Annotated in this window: 14 protein-coding genes; 3 read left to right on the top strand and 11 right to left on the bottom strand. The window is 72.3% G+C overall.

The window, feature by feature from the left end:
* Positions 1-36 precede the first annotated feature (36 nt).
* On the top strand, positions 37-861 hold the full coding sequence (locus ABWV53_RS09030; protein WP_353365055.1) for an HDOD domain-containing protein: 825 nt from the start codon (positions 37-39) through the stop codon (positions 859-861).
* Entirely contained in the window at positions 858-2,030 is a 1,173-nt protein-coding gene (locus tag ABWV53_RS09025; RefSeq protein ID WP_353365053.1) for a patatin-like phospholipase family protein, read from the top strand. Before ABWV53_RS09030 ends, ABWV53_RS09025 begins: the two co-directional genes overlap by 4 nt.
* Positions 2,031-2,047: 17 nt before the next feature.
* Here ABWV53_RS09025 and gbd read toward each other — a convergent pair whose 3' ends face one another.
* On the bottom strand, positions 2,048-3,184 hold the full coding sequence (gene gbd, locus ABWV53_RS09020) for a 4-hydroxybutyrate dehydrogenase (RefSeq protein WP_353365051.1): 1,137 nt from the start codon (positions 3,182-3,184) through the stop codon (positions 2,048-2,050).
* 59 nt (positions 3,185-3,243) lie between these two features.
* Here gbd and ABWV53_RS09015 point away from each other — a divergent pair, with 59 nt between their 5' ends.
* Positions 3,244-4,128, top strand: a complete 885-nt coding sequence (locus tag ABWV53_RS09015; protein ID WP_353365049.1) for a 2-keto-4-pentenoate hydratase — start codon at positions 3,244-3,246, stop codon at positions 4,126-4,128.
* On the opposite strand, the gene ABWV53_RS09010 is transcribed toward ABWV53_RS09015, so the two are convergent.
* The 10 genes from ABWV53_RS09010 to tviB are packed head-to-tail and all read right to left on the bottom strand — an operon-like array spanning position 4,121 to position 15,461.
* The gene (locus ABWV53_RS09010; RefSeq protein WP_353365047.1) at positions 4,121-6,121 is read right to left on the bottom strand and encodes a polysaccharide biosynthesis protein; all 2,001 of its coding nucleotides are present in this window, start codon (positions 6,119-6,121) and stop codon (positions 4,121-4,123) included. The two genes, ABWV53_RS09015 and ABWV53_RS09010, sit on opposite strands and share 8 nt — an antisense overlap.
* Positions 6,118-7,305: a DegT/DnrJ/EryC1/StrS family aminotransferase gene (locus ABWV53_RS09005; protein WP_353365045.1), complete on the bottom strand. Its 1,188-nt coding sequence runs from the start codon at positions 7,303-7,305 to the stop codon at positions 6,118-6,120. The genes ABWV53_RS09010 and ABWV53_RS09005 overlap by 4 nt, the downstream gene beginning before the upstream one ends.
* Positions 7,299-7,970 (bottom strand): acetyltransferase, encoded by a 672-nt coding sequence (locus tag ABWV53_RS09000; protein ID WP_353365043.1) that lies wholly within the window; start codon positions 7,968-7,970, stop codon positions 7,299-7,301. Before ABWV53_RS09000 ends, ABWV53_RS09005 begins: the two co-directional genes overlap by 7 nt.
* Positions 7,967-8,590, bottom strand: coding sequence for a sugar transferase (locus ABWV53_RS08995; RefSeq protein WP_353366678.1), 624 nt, complete (start codon positions 8,588-8,590; stop codon positions 7,967-7,969). The genes ABWV53_RS09000 and ABWV53_RS08995 overlap by 4 nt, the downstream gene beginning before the upstream one ends.
* Positions 8,584-9,747: a glycosyltransferase family 4 protein gene (locus tag ABWV53_RS08990; RefSeq protein WP_353365041.1), complete on the bottom strand. Its 1,164-nt coding sequence runs from the start codon at positions 9,745-9,747 to the stop codon at positions 8,584-8,586. Before ABWV53_RS08990 ends, ABWV53_RS08995 begins: the two co-directional genes overlap by 7 nt.
* Positions 9,744-10,838, bottom strand: coding sequence for a glycosyltransferase family 4 protein (locus ABWV53_RS08985; protein ID WP_353365039.1), 1,095 nt, complete (start codon positions 10,836-10,838; stop codon positions 9,744-9,746). The genes ABWV53_RS08990 and ABWV53_RS08985 overlap by 4 nt, the downstream gene beginning before the upstream one ends.
* Entirely contained in the window at positions 10,835-11,779 is a 945-nt protein-coding gene (locus tag ABWV53_RS08980) for a glycosyltransferase family 2 protein (RefSeq protein WP_353365037.1), read from the bottom strand. The genes ABWV53_RS08985 and ABWV53_RS08980 overlap by 4 nt, the downstream gene beginning before the upstream one ends.
* Positions 11,776-13,062, bottom strand: coding sequence for an oligosaccharide flippase family protein (locus ABWV53_RS08975; RefSeq protein ID WP_353365035.1), 1,287 nt, complete (start codon positions 13,060-13,062; stop codon positions 11,776-11,778). Before ABWV53_RS08975 ends, ABWV53_RS08980 begins: the two co-directional genes overlap by 4 nt.
* A 2-nt stretch (positions 13,063-13,064) precedes the next feature.
* On the bottom strand, positions 13,065-14,120 hold the full coding sequence (locus tag ABWV53_RS08970) for an NAD-dependent epimerase/dehydratase family protein (protein ID WP_353365033.1): 1,056 nt from the start codon (positions 14,118-14,120) through the stop codon (positions 13,065-13,067).
* A 60-nt stretch (positions 14,121-14,180) separates the two neighbouring features.
* Positions 14,181-15,461 carry a Vi polysaccharide biosynthesis UDP-N-acetylglucosamine C-6 dehydrogenase TviB gene (tviB, locus tag ABWV53_RS08965; protein ID WP_353365031.1) on the bottom strand — a complete coding sequence of 427 codons (1,281 nt, stop codon included), beginning with the start codon at positions 15,459-15,461 and terminating at the stop codon, positions 14,181-14,183.
* Positions 15,462-15,637: the final 176 nt, after the last annotated feature.

Here is a 15,637-nt window from a genome sequence, read left to right as displayed (position 1 = left end):
ATCCCGCCCACCTGGCATTCCACCCGCCCCGCACCCATGGAGTTGAACGCACTGCTGGCCGTCCCCGTCGCGCTGCCGAGCCAGCCCCGTGCCGTGGCGCTCTTGATGAGCGAGCTGGCCTCGCCCGAGCCCGACCTGCGGCGGGTGAACCAGGTGTTCTGCACCGACCCGGCCATGGCGGCGCGTCTGCTGGAAGAAGCCAACTCGCCCGCGTTCGGTGCGCAGGGGCATATCGCCGGCATTCCGGAGGCCCTGGCCCTGCTGGGCGTGCGGCAGTTGCGCACGCTGGTGGCCTCGGCGCCGCTGGGCACCACGTCGCGCTCGGTGCCGGGGGTCAACCTGCAGCAGTTCTGGCGCTACAGCCTGCGCACGGCCAAGCTGGCCCGCTCGCTCGCCGGGATCGTCCACCAGAACCCGCTGGCGGCGTACACCGCCGGCCTGCTGCATGCCCTGGGCGAACTCACGCTGCACCTGGCCGATCCGGACCGCGCCCAGTCCATCAACGCCCTGATCGCGCCGCTGGAGCTGCGCCGCGCGCGGATGGAGCAGCGCGTGATGGGCTACAGCTACGCGCACATCAGCGCGGGCATGGCCCGCCGCTGGCAGCTGCCGCCGACGGTGGTCGACGCGCTGCAGCACCACTGCGCGCCGTTCGACAACGGCGTCTACGAGCCCCTGGCCGGCGTGCTGCACCTCTCGGCCTGGCGCATGCGCGCCGGCGAGGCCGAGATGGACGACAAGGAGCTGGCGGTGAGCTTTCCCGACGAGGTCGGCGTGGCGCTGGGGCTGGACATCGACATGGTGCTGCAGCAGGACCCGATCGACTGGACGGTGCGCCCCGACGCGGGCGACTGGGTGTGAAAGCGCTCCGCATCCATGCCGGCCCGGCGGCGATGCGGCGGCTGCGCCAGCAAGGCGGCCTGCGCCCGGCCGACGTCGGCGTGATTCCAGCAGCAGCCGGCGGGCCGAAGGGCTTGATCTTGGGGCCGCTCGACCGCTTCCTGTTCGGGGACTGGCTGGCCGCATCGAGCCACCCGGTGCATCTGGTGGGCGCCTCCATCGGCGCCTGGCGCATGGCCACGGCCTGCCTGCGGCAGGACCCGCTCGCCGCCTTCGAGCGGCTGGAGCACGAATACATTCACCAGGCCTACGAGGTGCCGCCCGGCGCGCGCCGGCCCACGGCCGCGCACGTCAGCGAGCGCTTCGGCCAGACCCTGCGCGGCGTCTTCGGAGGGCGCGAGGCCGAGGTGCTGGCGCATCCACGCTGGCGGCTGCACATCGTCACCGCGCGCGGGCGGCACGTGCTGGCGCGGGAACACCGCTACGCCACCCCGCTGGGCTACATCGCCGCCTTTGCCAGCAACGCCCTGCACCGGCGGGCGCTCGGGTGGTGGCTGCAGCGGGTGGTGTTCTCGTCCCCGACCGGCGAGGGGCCCGGCCCGGCGGCGCTGCCCTTCGATGCGCGCGACCTGCCGACCCGGCAGGTCGCCCTGTCCGCCGCCAACCTGCTGCCGGCACTGCAGGCGAGCTGCTCGATCCCTTTCGTTCTGCAGGCGGTGCAGGACATTCCGGGCGCGCCGCCCGGCGCCTACTGGGATGGCGGCATCACGGATTATCACCTGCACCTGCGGTATGGGAGTGGTTCGCTCAATGCTACAGAAAAAATAGCATCAAGCCCAGATAGATCAAGCGCTGGAGGCCTTTTTGGTGCTGAAGATGGCGCGCCCCTGGTGCTCTACCCGCATTTCCAGTCCAGCGTGGTGCCGGGCTGGCTCGACAAGCACCTGCGCTGGCGGCACCGCAGCACGCCCGCGCTCGACTCCATGATCGTGCTCTCGCCCAGCCCGGAGTGGATCGCGGGCCTGCCGCTGGGCAAGCTGCCCGACCGCAACGACTTCATGCACTACGGCACCGACACGGCCGCCCGCGTGCGCGCCTGGAGCGCCGCGACTGCCGCCGCCCGGCAGTTGGCGGATGAGTTCGCCGAATGGCTGCGGCGGCCCGATCTGGACCGCGTGCAGCGGCTGTGACGGCAGGCCCCGACGAGCTACATCGAAGCCCGCAGCATTTCGCGGTAGTCGTCCACGCTCGCCTCGCGCGGGTTGGTCTTGTGGCAGTGGTCGGCCATGGCGCCGCGGATCACGTCGCCCCACATGTCCTCCGTCACCCCCAGCCCCGCCAGACCGGTGGGCAGGCCCAGCCGGGCGGTCATGTCGCGCACGGCGTCGGGCACGTCGCTGGCGCTCGCCAGGCCCATGGCGTGCGCCATGCGTTCCAGGCGCCGGCCTTGCTGCACGGCCGGGGCGCCCGCGTTGAAGCGGATGACGGCGGGCAGGAAGACGGCGTTGAGCGTGCCGTGGTGCAGGCGCGGGTTCACGCCGCCCAGGCTGTGGCTGAGCGAATGCACGCAGCCCAGGCCTTTCTGGAAAGCCATCGCGCCCTGCATGCTGGCGCTCATCATGTTCAGGCGTGCGTCCTGGTCGGCGCCGTCGCGGGTAGCACGCTCGATGTGGTGCCAGCCGCGTTCCAGCCCGTCGAGCGCGATGCCGTCGGCCGGCGGGTTGAAGGCCGACGACATGAAGGTCTCCATGCAGTGCGCGATGGCGTCCATGCCGGTGGCGGCGGTCAGGTGCGCGGGCAGGCCGAGCGTCAGGCCGGGGTCGCAGATGGCGGTGCGCGGCACGATGTGCCAGGAATGGAAGCCCAGCTTGCGGTGGTCGTCCACGATGATGATGGCGCCCCGGGCGACCTCGCTGCCGGTGCCGCTGGTGGTGGGCACGGCGATCAGCGGCGCCGCCCGGTCGGTGATGAGCCCGGAGCCGCCCTCGATGGTGGCGTAGCGCGTGAGCGGCCCCTCGTGCGTGGCGGCGATGGCGATGCCCTTGGCGCAGTCGATCGCCGAGCCACCGCCCACGGCGATCAGGCCGTCGCAGCCCTGCGCGTGGTAGAGCGCCACGGCGTCACGCACGGCCGCCTCGGTGGGGTTGGAGGGCGTCTGGTCGAACACGGCGTGCGGCAGGCCGCCCAGGGCATCCAGCGCGGTCTGCAGCACGCCGGCCGCCTTCACGCCCTGGTCGGTCACCACCAGGGGCCGGGTGATGCCGACGCGCGCGCACTCCTGCGGCAGCAGGCGCACGGCGCCGAATTCGAACTGGATCTGGGTGACGTAGTAGATGAAAGCCATGGTGCGCTGCGCGAAAGTCGTCATTACGATGCCCCACACCCTACAACCCGGAGACGTGCATGACCATGAAGCAAACCCTCATCGCCCCCATCGCCCTCGTGGCCGTGGTCGCGTGTGCGACAAGCACCGCCGCCCGGGCCGACTGCCTGAGCGACGCGCAGGTCGCCGAGCTGGCCAGCCATTACCTGGCCAAGACGCCCGCGCCCAACTTCCCGGCCCTGTCGGACGCCGACGGCGCCTGCAGCCGCGCCAAGTTGAACGCGCATCTGGCGCCCCGGCTCGGCAAGGTGATCGGCTACAAGGCGGGGCTCACCAACCCGGCGGTGCAAAAGCGCTTCAATACCGACAAGCCCGTCTGGGGCAAGCTCTACGAAGGCATGGTGCTCGCGAGCGGCGCGACGGTGGACGCCGCCTTCGGCGCGCGCCCGCTCTATGAAGCCGACATGCTGGTGCGGGTGAAGAGCGCGGCCATCAACCATGCCCGCACGCCGCTGGAAGTGCTGCAGCACATCGACCAGGTCATTCCGTTCATCGAGCTGCCCGACCTGGCCGTGCAGGCGCCGCCCCAGCTCAACGGCGCGGGCGTGGCCGCCATCAACGTGGGCGCGCGGCTCGGCGTGGCGGGCGCGCCCATCGCCGTGCCCGCCACGCGCGGGGAGCAATATGCGCTGCTGGACGCGCTGGAGCGCATGACGGTGACGCTGACCGACGGGCAGGGCTTGCGCCTCGGCGGCGGCCAGGGCAGCGACATCCTGGGCCAGCCGCTGCAGGCGGTGGTTTGGCTGGCCGGCGCGCTGCAGAAGGAAGACATCACGCTGCAGCCGGGCGACCTGGTCAGCCTGGGCTCGTTCTCGGCGCTGCTGCCGCCCCGGGCCGGGCTGGCGGTGACGGCCACCTTCGACGGCCTGCCTGGCGCCCAGCCGGTGCGCGTGAACTTCAAGTGACCGGCTGTGCGCCGCCAGCCGCCGGCCGGGCCGTCGTCTGCCGGTGCACCCAGTCCACCACGTCGTCGCTGGGCTGGTAGCCCGACACCAGCCGCTGCAGCAGGGCGCGGACGGCCACCACGTCGTTGGCATGGGCGGCCGCCCGCAGCGCGGCCAGCTGCGGCTCCAGCACCGGCCAGGGCACGAAGTCTTCGTGCGCCTTCATGATGCGCTCGTGCGCCGTGGGCTGCGGGTCGTTGCCGATCAGCAGCTCTTCATACAGCTTCTCGCCGGGCCGCAGGCCCACCACGCGGATCGGCACGTCACCGTCGGGCCTGAGCTCGTCCTGCACCGACAGGCCCGACAGCTCGATCATCCGCCGCGCCAGGTCGGCGATGCGGATCGGCTGGCCCATGTCCAGCACGAACACGTCGCCCCCGCGCGCCATCGCGCCGGCCTGGATCACCAGCTGCGCCGCTTCCGGGATGGTCATGAAGTAGCGGGTGATGTCCGGGTGCGTCAGCGTGACCGGCTCGCCCCGGCGGATCTGCTCGCGAAAGAGCGGCACGACGGAGCCCGACGAGTCGAGCACGTTGCCGAAGCGCACCATCGAGAGCCGCGTGCCGCCGGCGCCGGCCGGCTCGTGCGACAGGGCCTGCAGCGTCATCTCGGCCAGCCGCTTGCTGGCGCCCATGATGTTGGTGGGGCGCACCGCCTTGTCGGTGCTGACCAGCACGAAGTCGGCCACGCCGTGGGCGATGGCGGCCCGCGCCGTCTGCAGCGTGCCGAAGAGGTTGTTCTCCAGGCCCTCGGCCGGGTTGCGCTCGACAATGGGCACGTGCTTGTAGGCGGCGGCGTGATAGACCGTGTCGGGCCGCCAGGCGGCCATGACAGTGTGCAGCCGGTCGGCGTCGCGCACCGACGCCAGCAGCGGCACCAGCTCGGTCGGCAGGCCCGCCTGGGTGCAGCGCTGGGCCAGGTCCAGGCTCACCTCGTGCAGGGCGGCCTCGCTGTGTTCCACCAGCACCAGCGTGCGCGGCCGGGCCATCAGGATCTGCCGGCACAGCTCGCTGCCGATCGAGCCGCCGGCGCCCGTCACCAGCACCGCCTTGCCCGTGATGTTGCGGCCCAGCAGCGCCGGGTCCGGCGGAATGGGGTCGCGCCCGAGCAGGTCCGACACCTCCACGTCGCGCAGCTGGCTCACCTGCACCCGGCCCTGGGCGATGTCGGTCACCGTGGGCAGGGTGCGCACGGCCAGAGCCGGCGCCACGGCGCGCACGGCCTGCACGATCTCGGCGCGGCGTTTGCGGGTGGCGCTGGGCAGCGCCAGCAGCAGGGCATCGACGCGCGTCTTGCGCAACAGCTGCGGCAGGTCGGCCGGCGGCAGCACCGGCACGCCCTGCAGGTTGGATCCGTGCAGCCGCGCATCGTCGTCCACGAAGCCCACCAGCCACACCTTGCGGCCGTGGGCCAGGGCGCTGGCCAGCTGCTGGCCGGCGTTGCCCGCGCCGTAGATCAGCACGCGGGGCCACTTGTCGCGCAGCTTCAGGTCGCGGTGCAGCCCGCCCAGCCAGTAGCGTGCGACGGCGCGGGACGTCAGCACGAAGGTCAGGAACAGCACCGGCTGGATGATGCCCACCGTGCGCGGCACGCCGCCCACGCGCAGCAGCGTGAACACCGCGGCATAGACCACGCCGTACACGGCGGTGGCCTTCACCACCTGGGCCAGCGCCGTCCAGCCGCTGAAGCGGAACACCTCGCGGTAGAGCCCCGCCGCCACGAAGATGGGCAGGAACAGCAGCAGGGCGCCGACCAGGCCCGGCAGGTAGATGGCCTGGAAGACGTCGACGCGGTCCAGCCGCACCATCAGCGCCAGCGCGAAGGCGGCCGCGCACAGGGCGGCATCGAGCGACACCACCACCAGCCGCTTGACCGGACGGGGCAGCTGGCGGATGCGCCGGGCAATGGGCTCGCGGCGCGCACGGGCCGGGTCGGCGGCGGGGTGCGGCGTCACTGCGCGGTGGCCTCGGTCAAGACGGCGCGCAAGGCCGCCACCGTGCCATCGATGTCGCCCTGGCGCAGCGTGGGGTGCACCAGCACCATGACGCTGGTCTCGCCCAGCTGCCGCGCCACGGGCAGGCGCTCGGCCGGCCGCCAGGGCGTGCCGTCGAAGGCCCGCTCCAGGTACACCTCCGAGCACGAGCCCTGGAACGCCGGCACGCCGAGTTCCGTCAGCGCCTGCACGATGCGGTCGCGGCTCCAGCCGGGCGCGAGCCGCTCGGGCCGCACGTAGAAGTACGCCTTGTAGTGGGCGTGGCGGGTCTGCCCGCCATCGGCCGGGCAGCGGGGCGCACGCACGCAGGCGTGGCGCGCCGCCTCGCCCAGAATCGTGTCCGCGTTGCGCTCGCGCAGCGCGCTCCACTCGGCCATGCTGCCCAGCTGGATGCGACCGATGGCGGCCTGCATCTCCAGCATGCGCCAGTTGGTGCCGAAGCCGTCGATCACCCAGCGAAAGCCGGGCGGGTGCTCGCGCTCGTACACCGCCTCCCAGGTCTTGCCGTGGTCCTTGAAGGCCCACATGGCGGACCAGAGGGCGGCAGCATCGGTGGTGACCATGCCGCCCTCGCCGCCGGTGGTCATGATCTTGTCCTGGCAGAAGCTCCAGGCACCCACGTCGCCCAGCGTGCCCACGCTGCGGCCCTTGTAGCGGGCGCCGTGGGCCTGGGCGCAGTCCTCGATCACCTTGATGCCGTGCTGGCGTGCCAGCGCGAGGATCGGGTCCATGTCGGCGGGCCAGCCCGCCAGGTGCACGACGACGATGCAGCGGGTGCGCGGCGTGAGCACCCGCGCGATGGTCTCGGCCGTCAGGTTGCCGCTGTCCGCATCCACGTCGGCGAACACCGGCGTGGCGCCGGCATTCACCACGCATGACACGCTGGCGACGAAGGTGCGGGGCGTGACCACCACCTCGTCGCCCGCGCCCACGCCCAGCCCGCGCAGCGCCAGGTCCAGCGCCAGCGTGCCGTTGGCCACGGCGACGGCATGGCGCGCGCCGGTCCACTCGGCGAATTCGCGCTCGAAGTCGCGGCCTTCGGTGCCCGTCCAGTAGTTCACGCGGTTGGACAGCAGCACGCGCTGCACGGCCTCGGCCTCTTGGCGGGTGAAGCTCGGCCAGGGAGCGAAGGGGGTGTTCAGCATGCGGAGTCCTTGCGGGGCAGGGGCCGGGCGGGGTTGCCGGCCACCACGGCGCCCGGCGGCACGTCGTGCGTCACCACCGCGCCCATGCCGACCACGGCGCCCGCGCCGATGACCAGGGGCGCGCCCGGCCGGCCCTGGCGGATGACCGCGCCCGCGCCGATGTAGGCATGGTCGCCGATGACCACGTTGCCGTTGCAGCGCACGCCCGGCGCGAAGGTGACGTAGTCGCCGATCACGCAGTCGTGCGAGACGTGGCTGTAGACGTTGGCATGGAAACACCGGCCGATGCGGATGTTGCACGTCAGCGCGGCGAACGGGCTGATGAGCGCGCCGGCGCCCAGCCGCACGTCGTCCATCAGCACGGCGTTGGCCGCCTGCAGGCTCCAGAGCGACACGCCGTGCGCCTCGCAGCGCAGCGCCAGCCGCTCGCGCACCCGCCCGTCGGCGACGGCGATGGCGGCGTGGCGGGTGGTGGCGCCCTGCCGCAGGAAGGCTTCCCAGGTCAGCACGCGGTGGCCGTTGACCAGCGCGGCCGGGGGCGCGTCGTCCACGAAGACGAGGCGGTCGGGCGGCAGGCCCCGTTCGGCGCACCAGGCGCGCGCGATGGGCATGGTTTCGCGGCCGTGGCCGCTGGCGCCGTACACGGCGTAGAGCGGTGAGGTCATGGCGTGTCGATTCTGTCCGAGGAGGGTGGGGCGCTGCCGGTGAAGGGTGCCGCGGTGGCTTCGCCCGGCGCGTTGATGCCGTCGCGGCGCAGCACCTGCAGCACGGTCAGGGCCAGGATGCGCAGGTCGAGCCGGAACGAGCGGTGGTCCACGTACCAGACGTCGAGCGCGAACTTGTCCTCCCAGCGCAGGGCGTTGCGCCCGTTCACCTGCGCCCAGCCGGTGATGCCGGGGCGCACGTCGTGGCGCCGCATCTGCTCCTTCGAGTAGAGCGGCAGGTATTCCATCAGCAACGGGCGCGGGCCGACCAGGCTCATCTCGCCGCGCAGCACGTTGATGAGCTCGGGCAGCTCGTCCAGGCTGGTGGAGCGCAGCCACCGGCCGAACGCCGTGAGCCGCTCGGCATCGGGCCGCAGCACGCCCCGCGCATCACGCGCATCGGTCATGGTGCGGAACTTGAACATCACGAAAGGCCGGCCGTGCAGCCCGGGCCGCTGCTGGCGAAAGAGCACCGGGCTGCCCAGCCGGCTGTGCACCCGCCAGGCCAGCCACAGCAGCGGCAGGGCCAGCAGCACCAGCGCCGCCGCCGCGCAGACCAGGTCGAACAGCCGCTTCACGATGCCGGACCCTCCCCGCAGCCAGGCTGTTGCGGTGCGCAAGCGAGGCCCATGGCCCGCAGCATGGCGTCGTTGACCAGATCGACGTCGTACTTCGCCAGGGCGATCTGGCGGGAACGCTCGCCCATGCGCTGCCTCAGCGCGGCGTCGGTCGCCAGCGCCTCCATCGCCCCGGCCAGCGCTTCGGCCGAGCGCACGGGCACCAGCAGGCCGTTGTCGCCCGCCGCCACCGTCTCGCGGCAACCCGGGGCGTCGGTGGTGACGATGGCCCGGCCCATGGCCATGGCCTCCAGCACGGTGCGCGGCGTGCCTTCGCGGTAGGAGGGCAGCACGAAGACGTTGCACTGCTCGATGGCGGGGCGCACGTCGGCAAGCCGTCCCAGGTATTCGATGTCGCCGCGTTCGATCCAGCCGTCCAGTTCGTGCCGGGCGATGGCGTCCGGGTTGTCGCCGTCGATCCAGCCCACCAGCAGGCAGCGCACGCCGGGCTGCCGGCGGCGCAGCAGGGCCGCCGCCTCGGCATATTCGCGCACGCCCTTGTCGCCCAGCAGGCGGGCGATGAGCAGGAAGCAGGCCGGGCCGGCGGGCAGCTGGGCGGGCGCGAAATGGCGCACGTCCACGCCCGAGCCGGCGACCACCACCGCGGCGGTGGGCGGCCGCACCAGCCCCCGCGAGCGGAACAGCGCCAGGTCGTCCGGGTTCTGGAAGAACACCGTGTGCACCTTCGACAGCGCCACGCGGTAGAGCGACTGCACGATGCGCCGCAGCAGGCCGCGTTGCCCCTCGCCCTGGAAGGCATAGCCCAGCCCGGTGACGAGCGCATGGCGGCGCGGCACCCCGGCCAGCCACGCGGCGAGCGAGCCCCACACCACCGGCTTGACGGTGTAGCCCAGCACGAAGTCGGGCCGGATGCGCCGCATCAGCCGCCACAGCGCGTAGAGCGATCGCAGGTCGCGCAGGGGGTTGGTGCCGGTGCGGGCCAGCGGCACGCCGTGCACGGCCACGCCGCGCTGCTCCAGCGCCTGGCGGATGGGGTCGCCCGCGGCCAGGCCGGGCGCCGCCACGTGCATCTGCACGCCGCGTGCCTGCAGCGCGGCGATCAGCGGGCCGCGGAAGTTGATGAGCGAGTCGGCCCAACCGGCGATCAGAAGGCCTTTCATGCCAGGTCCTCCGGGCCCCGGCCCGCGGCCTGCCGCAGCAGCCGCGCCAGGCGCGGTGCGGTCACCTGCAGGCAGTAATGCTGCTCGACACGCGAGCGGCCGGCAGCGCCCATGCGCCGGCGCAGGGGCGGGTCCCGCAGCAGCCCGTCCAGCGCATCGACCCAGTCCTGCGCGCCGCGTGCGAGCACGCCGGTCGTGCCCTGCATCACGATGTCCTGGTTGGCCCCCACGTCGCTCGCCACCGTCGGCAGGCCGCACGCCATGTACTGGATGAGCTTGTAGCCGCACTTGCCGCGCTCCCATGGCGAATCGTGCAGCGGCATGATGCCGGCCACGGCGCCCTGCAGCGACTCCACCTCGGTGGCCTCGCTCCAGGCGACGGTCTCCGTCGGCACCCCGGGCAGGCGCATATCGCCGCCGCCGATCACGCGCAGCACGAAGGGCGTGCGGCGGGCCAGCGCACGCAGCGGCTCGGCCACGGCGCCGAGGTAACGCGCGGTGGAGGGCGAGCCGATCCAGGCGATGCGTGTGGGTTCCGCCGGGCCGGCGCAGGGGGTGGGGGGATAGCGCCGCAGGTCCACCACGGTGGGCACGATTTCCACCTGCCGGGCGCCGGCCTGCGCGGCCCGGTCGGCCAGGTAGCGGTTGCCGGCCACCACCAGCGCGGCGCCGGCCATGAGCCCGTCGAGCTTGCCGCCATAGAGCCGCCGCACGGCCGCCGAGCGGTGCAGGTCGTACTGGTGGAAGGTGGCGTCGTCGTAGTCCAGCACGTAGGGCGCCTGGCGCAGCAGCGCACGCTCCAGCGGCAGGGGCAGCCAGGCCAGTGCTTCCTTCTCGATCCAGAGCAGATCGAATGTCCCCGCGCCCAGCAGGTCGCGCACCCTGCGGGCATAGGCGCCCAGCAGCGCCGCGCTGGCGTAGCGGCCGGCGCCATAGCGCGCCTGCAGCATCGCATCGGGCACCAGCGGCCGCACGTCCAGCTGCACGCCATGCTGCGCCAGCAGCGGCTGGTATTGCAGCGTGCGCATGCGCGACGAGGCGCCGAGCCGGCCATATTTGGTGAGCGCGAGCACGCGCAGCGGTGCCGTCATGGCGATGGCTCCTGGCCGGCGGGGCCCAGCAGCCAGCGCCACAGCATGGCGTAGGCGGCGGTGGTTTCGCGTGCGGATGCCCAGGACAGGCACACCAGCGCCTGCAACAGCCGCGCCAGCGGTTCCGCCACCAGCGTGGCGGCGGCGACGCAGGCCCAGCCTACGGCGCTGAAGTGCTTGCGCGCATAGAGCAAGCGGCTGCGCAGTGAGTAAAACAGGCGCCGCGCCTTGATCTGCCGAGACGTGCCTCCACCGGCGTGTAAGGCCTGCGCCGTCGCCACATACCAACTGGCCCAGCCGGCGCGCTGGGCGCGGCAGGAAAAATCCAGGTCCTCGAAATAGAGGAAGAACCGCTCGTCGAAGCCGCCCAGCGCCTCGAAGAGCGAGCGCCGCACCAGGTAGAAGGCGCCGATCACGTGGCCCACCTGGCGCGTGGCGTCGTGCGGCCATTCGCCCATGGCATAGCCCAGCCGCGGAAAGCGCCGGGTCAGCCCCAGGGCATGCGCGGCCATGCGGGCCGCGTTCGGCAGCCGTGCGCAGCTGCGGGCGACATGGCCATGTTCGTCGACCAGCTGCACGCCGCAGATGCCGGTGCGGGCATGGGCCGGGCTGCGCAGCAGGGCCAGCGCCTGCGCGAGGGCGTCCTTGCGCAGTTCGGCGTCGGGGTTGAGGAACAGGATGAATTCGGCACTGCCCAGCCGGGCGCCCCGGTTGCAGGCCTTGCCGAAGCCCAGGTTGGCGCCCGCCCGCACGAAGGCCACGTCTTCGCCTTCGAACGCCGCCTCGGCCTGCTCGAGCGAGCCGTCCGACGAGCCGTTGTCGATCACCCGCACCGTGCAGTGCGCATGCGCCGCGCTGGAGCGGATGGACTGCAGGCAGCGCATCAGCTGCGCGCCGGCGTTCCAGTTGACGATGACGATGTCGACCGCCTTCGGGTTCACGCGGCGGCCCCCTGCGGCTGCGTGCCGCGCAGCGCGAAGTAGCCCAGCAGCGACGCATCGGCCAGCATGCGCAGCGTCCACGCCCAGGCGGCGCCTGGCAGCCCGAACGCGCCGATCAGCGCCGCCAGCAGCGCCAGGAACACCGGCAGTTCCGCCAGGTGCAGCCGGGCCGTGATGTCCGCCCGGCCCCGTGCATGCAGGAGCGCATAAAACAGGGTGCCGAGCGCGTTGGCGAACACCCCCAGGCACAGGATCCGTCCCACCTCGACCGACACCGGCTGCAGCTGCGGCCCGATCCATTCGCGCAGCAGCCAGGGCAGCAGCAGCGCCAGCAGGCTGCACACCAGCGCCATCAGGACGGCCACGCGGCCCAGCCAGGTCAGGAAGTAGGGCCGCCAGCCCAGCGGGTCCTCCCGCAGCAGGCGGCTCAGCCCCGGGAACATCACCGACGACACTGCGCCGGCCAGCACCAGGCTCTGCACCACCACCTCGTAGGGCAGCACGTAGGCCGACACGGCGGCGGCCGACACCAGGGCGCCGATGGTGAAGCGGTCGGCCTGCACCAGCATCGGGCTGACGATGCTGCTCACCGTGACCCAGCGGCCGAAGGCGAAGAGCTCGCGCCCTGTGCGGTGCTGGTAGCGGCCGGGCGCGTTGGCGCCGCCCCGGCGCACGCAGCGCCAGGCCAGCGCGCGGTAGACCGCCAGGCTGAGCAGCCGGCTGGCCACCAGCGGCAGCACCAGCCAGCCCAGGTGTGGGGTGAGGAGCGACACCAGCCAGGGGCCGGCGAAATTCACCACGCCCAGGCCGGCGCGCAGCAGGCTGATGCCGCGAAAGTTCAGGTACGCCTCGTTGAGCCCCCGGTAGGTGGCGCTCATCGCCTGGGCGGGCAGCGCCAGCGCCAGCAGCAGCACGGCGGCGGTGATCTCGCCGCGTGGCGTGCCGGCGGCATGCACCCAGTCGGGCGCGCCCGCGGGCACGGCCAGCAGCACCAGCACGCCGAAGCACAGCCCGGCGATCAGGGTGATGCGCCCGGCCGTCGCCAGCACGTCGGGTATTCCGTGGTCTTGTCCGCTGCCGCGCAGGCCGGCCACCCGCTGGGTGAGGGCGCGGCCCAGGCCCAGGTCCAGCCCGCTCGCATAGCCGATCAGGCCCCAGGCCAGCGCCAGCAGGCCGAACCGCTCCGGCCCGATACGGGCGAGCAGCGGCGGCACCGTGAGCGCGGCCACGGCCAGCGGCACGGCCAGGCCGCCCAGGTTCCAAGCCACGTGGGAGATGCGCACGGTCAGCCAGCGCCCTGTGCAGCGCCTGGCCGGCTGCCGTATTCGGCATACCACCCCATGCAGGTGTCCAGCCCCTGGGCCAGCGTGTGCGACGGCGCATAGCCCAGCAGCCGCCGGGCCTTGCCGATGTCGGCCTGGCTATGACGGATGTCGCCCGCCCGGAAGTCGCGGTGCAGCGGGCGGGCCGAGGCCGGCACGCCGTGGGCATGCAGCCGGTCGCGGATCAGCCCGAACAGCGTGCCGAGGCTGGTGCGCTCGCCCACCGCCACGTTGTAGACCTGGTTGGTGGCGGCGGGTTCGTCGGTGGTGGCGGCCAGCAGATTGGCCTGCACCGCGTTGGCGACGTAGCAGAAGTCGCGGCTGGTCTCGCCGTCGCCGTTGACGTGGACGGGCTCGCCTTCCAGCAGCGACCGCGTCCAGAGCGGAATCACCGCCGCGTAGGCGCCGCCCGGGTCCTGCCGCTGGCCGAACACGTTGAAGTAGCGCAGCCCGATCGAGTGAAAGCCGTAGCTGCGGCTGAAGACCTGGGCGTACAGCTCGTTGACGTACTTGGTCACCGCGTAGGGCGACAGCGGCTGGCCGATGGCGTCCTCCACCTTCGGCAGGCCTGGATGGTCGCCGTAGGTGGAGCTAGATGCCGCGTAGGTGAAGCTCCGCACCCCCGCGTCGCGGGCCGCCACCAGCATGTTCAGGAAGCCGTCGACATTGGTGGCGTTGGTGGCGATGGGATCGTTCAGCGATCGCGGGATGGAGCCCAGCGCCGCTTGGTGCAGCACGTGCCGCACGCCGGCGCAGGCGCGGCGGCAGGTGTCCGCATCGCGGATGTCGCCTTCGATGAAGTCGAAGGCCCGCCACCGTGCGTCGCCCACCAGGGCGCGCACTTCATCCAGGTTGCGCCGGTGGCCGGTGGCGAAGTTGTCCAGCCCCACCACGCGCTGGTCCAGCCACAGCAGGGTCTCCAGCAAATGGCTGCCGATGAAGCCCGCCACGCCGGTGACCAGCCAGGTACGCGGCGCGGCGGCGAGCTGGGTCTTCAGGGCGTCGTAGGCAGTGGGCATGTGGGGGACGAAAAGGAAGTGGAGGGTCGAGAGTGCAGGGCTGGCGGGGCTGGCGCCGCCTCACAGGCGAAGGTCGGATTCTGCGGCGGCCAGCACGTATTTCAGGTCGAACAGCACATGCTCGGGCTTGCCCAGCGCGCGGATCGCTGCCGCGCCCATGCTGCGGAACTGCCCGTGCGCCACCGCCAGGATGATCGCATCGTAGGCGCCCGTGGCGGGCGAGGGGGTGAGCGCGATGCCGTATTCGTCTTCCGCCTCCTCGGCGCTCACCCAGGGGTCGTGCACGTCGGCTCGCACGTCGTACTGCGCCAGCTCCCGCACGATGTCCACCACGCGGGTGTTGCGCAGGTCGGGGCAGTTTTCCTTGAAGGCCAGGCCCATCACCAGCACCCGGGCGCCCTGCACGTGGATGCGCCGCTTCGTCATCGCCTTGACCAGCTGCGTGACCACATAGGCGCCCATGCTGTCGTTCAGGCGCCGGCCCGCCAGGATGATCTCCGGGTGGTAGCCGATCGACTTGGCCTTGTGCGTCAGGTAGTACGGGTCCACGCCGATGCAGTGGCCACCCACCAGGCCGGGGCGGAACGGCTGGAAGTTCCACTTGGTGCCGGCCGCCTGCAGCACGGCCTCGGTGTCGAGCCCCAGCCGGTTGAAGATCAGCGCCAGCTCGTTCACCAGGGCGATGTTCACGTCGCGCTGCGTGTTCTCGATCACCTTGGCGGCCTCGGCGATGCGGATGCTGGCGGCGCGGTGGGTGCCGGCCGTGATGATCTGCGCGTAGAGCGCGTCCACCAGGTCCGCCGCCTCGGGCGTGGAGCCGCTGGTGATCTTGACGATGCCGGTCAGCCGGTGCGCCTTGTCGCCGGGGTTGATGCGCTCGGGGCTGTAGCCGGCGAAGAAATCGCGGTTGAACCGCAGGCCGGAATGGCGCTCCAGCACCGGCACGCAGTCGTCCTCCGTCGCGCCGGGGTAGACCGTGGATTCGTACACCACCACGTCGCCGGGTTTGAGCAGCAGCCCGACCGTCTCGCTCGCCCGCATCAGCGGCCCCAGGTCGGGCTGCTGGTGCGCGTCGATGGGCGTGGGGACCGTCACGATGAAGACGTTGCACTGGGCCAGGTCGGCCGGGTCGGCGGTGAAGCGCAGGTGAGACGCCTGGGCGAGTTCCTCGGCGCCGACCTCCAGCGTGTGGTCGATGCCTGCGCGCAGCGCGGCGATGCGCTCGGGCCGGATGTCGAAGCCCACGACGGAGCGCTGCTTGCCGAATTCCACTGCCAGGGGCAGCCCCACGTAGCCCAGCCCGATGACGGCGATGTGAACGGAGGAGAGGGTGGGCAGCATGCGGTGTGGGGGCGAAGGAGGGCGGCGAACAAGGGGTGCGTCACGTGGTGGAACGCGGTCACGCGGGCATCGCGCGGGGTGCAGGGGCAGCGCACGCGGCGCGCGCGATCCGCTATTGTGTCTGGCCGCCGACCGGCCGTGGCGCTCGCGGGCCCCTGCCGGGCCCGGGCGGCCTG

The organism is Acidovorax sp. FG27 (assembly GCF_040365715.1).
Lineage (GTDB): Bacteria > Pseudomonadota > Gammaproteobacteria > Burkholderiales > Burkholderiaceae_C > Paracidovorax.
The sequence above is the reverse complement of the archived record's forward strand: the minus strand, read 5'-3'. Positions and strand labels throughout refer to the sequence as shown.

Coding starts and splice junctions, on each gene's coding strand:
- ABWV53_RS09030 (WP_353365055.1), top strand. CDS start 37: ATGGAGTTGAACGCACTGCTGGCCGTCCCCGTCGCGCTGCCGAGCCAG.
- gbd (WP_353365051.1), bottom strand. CDS start 3,184: ATGGCTTTCATCTACTACGTCACCCAGATCCAGTTCGAATTCGGCGCC.
- ABWV53_RS09015 (WP_353365049.1), top strand. CDS start 3,244: ATGACCATGAAGCAAACCCTCATCGCCCCCATCGCCCTCGTGGCCGTG.
- ABWV53_RS09005 (WP_353365045.1), bottom strand. CDS start 7,305: ATGCTGAACACCCCCTTCGCTCCCTGGCCGAGCTTCACCCGCCAAGAG.
- ABWV53_RS09000 (WP_353365043.1), bottom strand. CDS start 7,970: ATGACCTCACCGCTCTACGCCGTGTACGGCGCCAGCGGCCACGGCCGC.
- ABWV53_RS08990 (WP_353365041.1), bottom strand. CDS start 9,747: ATGAAAGGCCTTCTGATCGCCGGTTGGGCCGACTCGCTCATCAACTTC.
- ABWV53_RS08985 (WP_353365039.1), bottom strand. CDS start 10,838: ATGACGGCACCGCTGCGCGTGCTCGCGCTCACCAAATATGGCCGGCTC.
- ABWV53_RS08970 (WP_353365033.1), bottom strand. CDS start 14,120: ATGCCCACTGCCTACGACGCCCTGAAGACCCAGCTCGCCGCCGCGCCG.
- tviB (WP_353365031.1), bottom strand. CDS start 15,461: ATGCTGCCCACCCTCTCCTCCGTTCACATCGCCGTCATCGGGCTGGGC.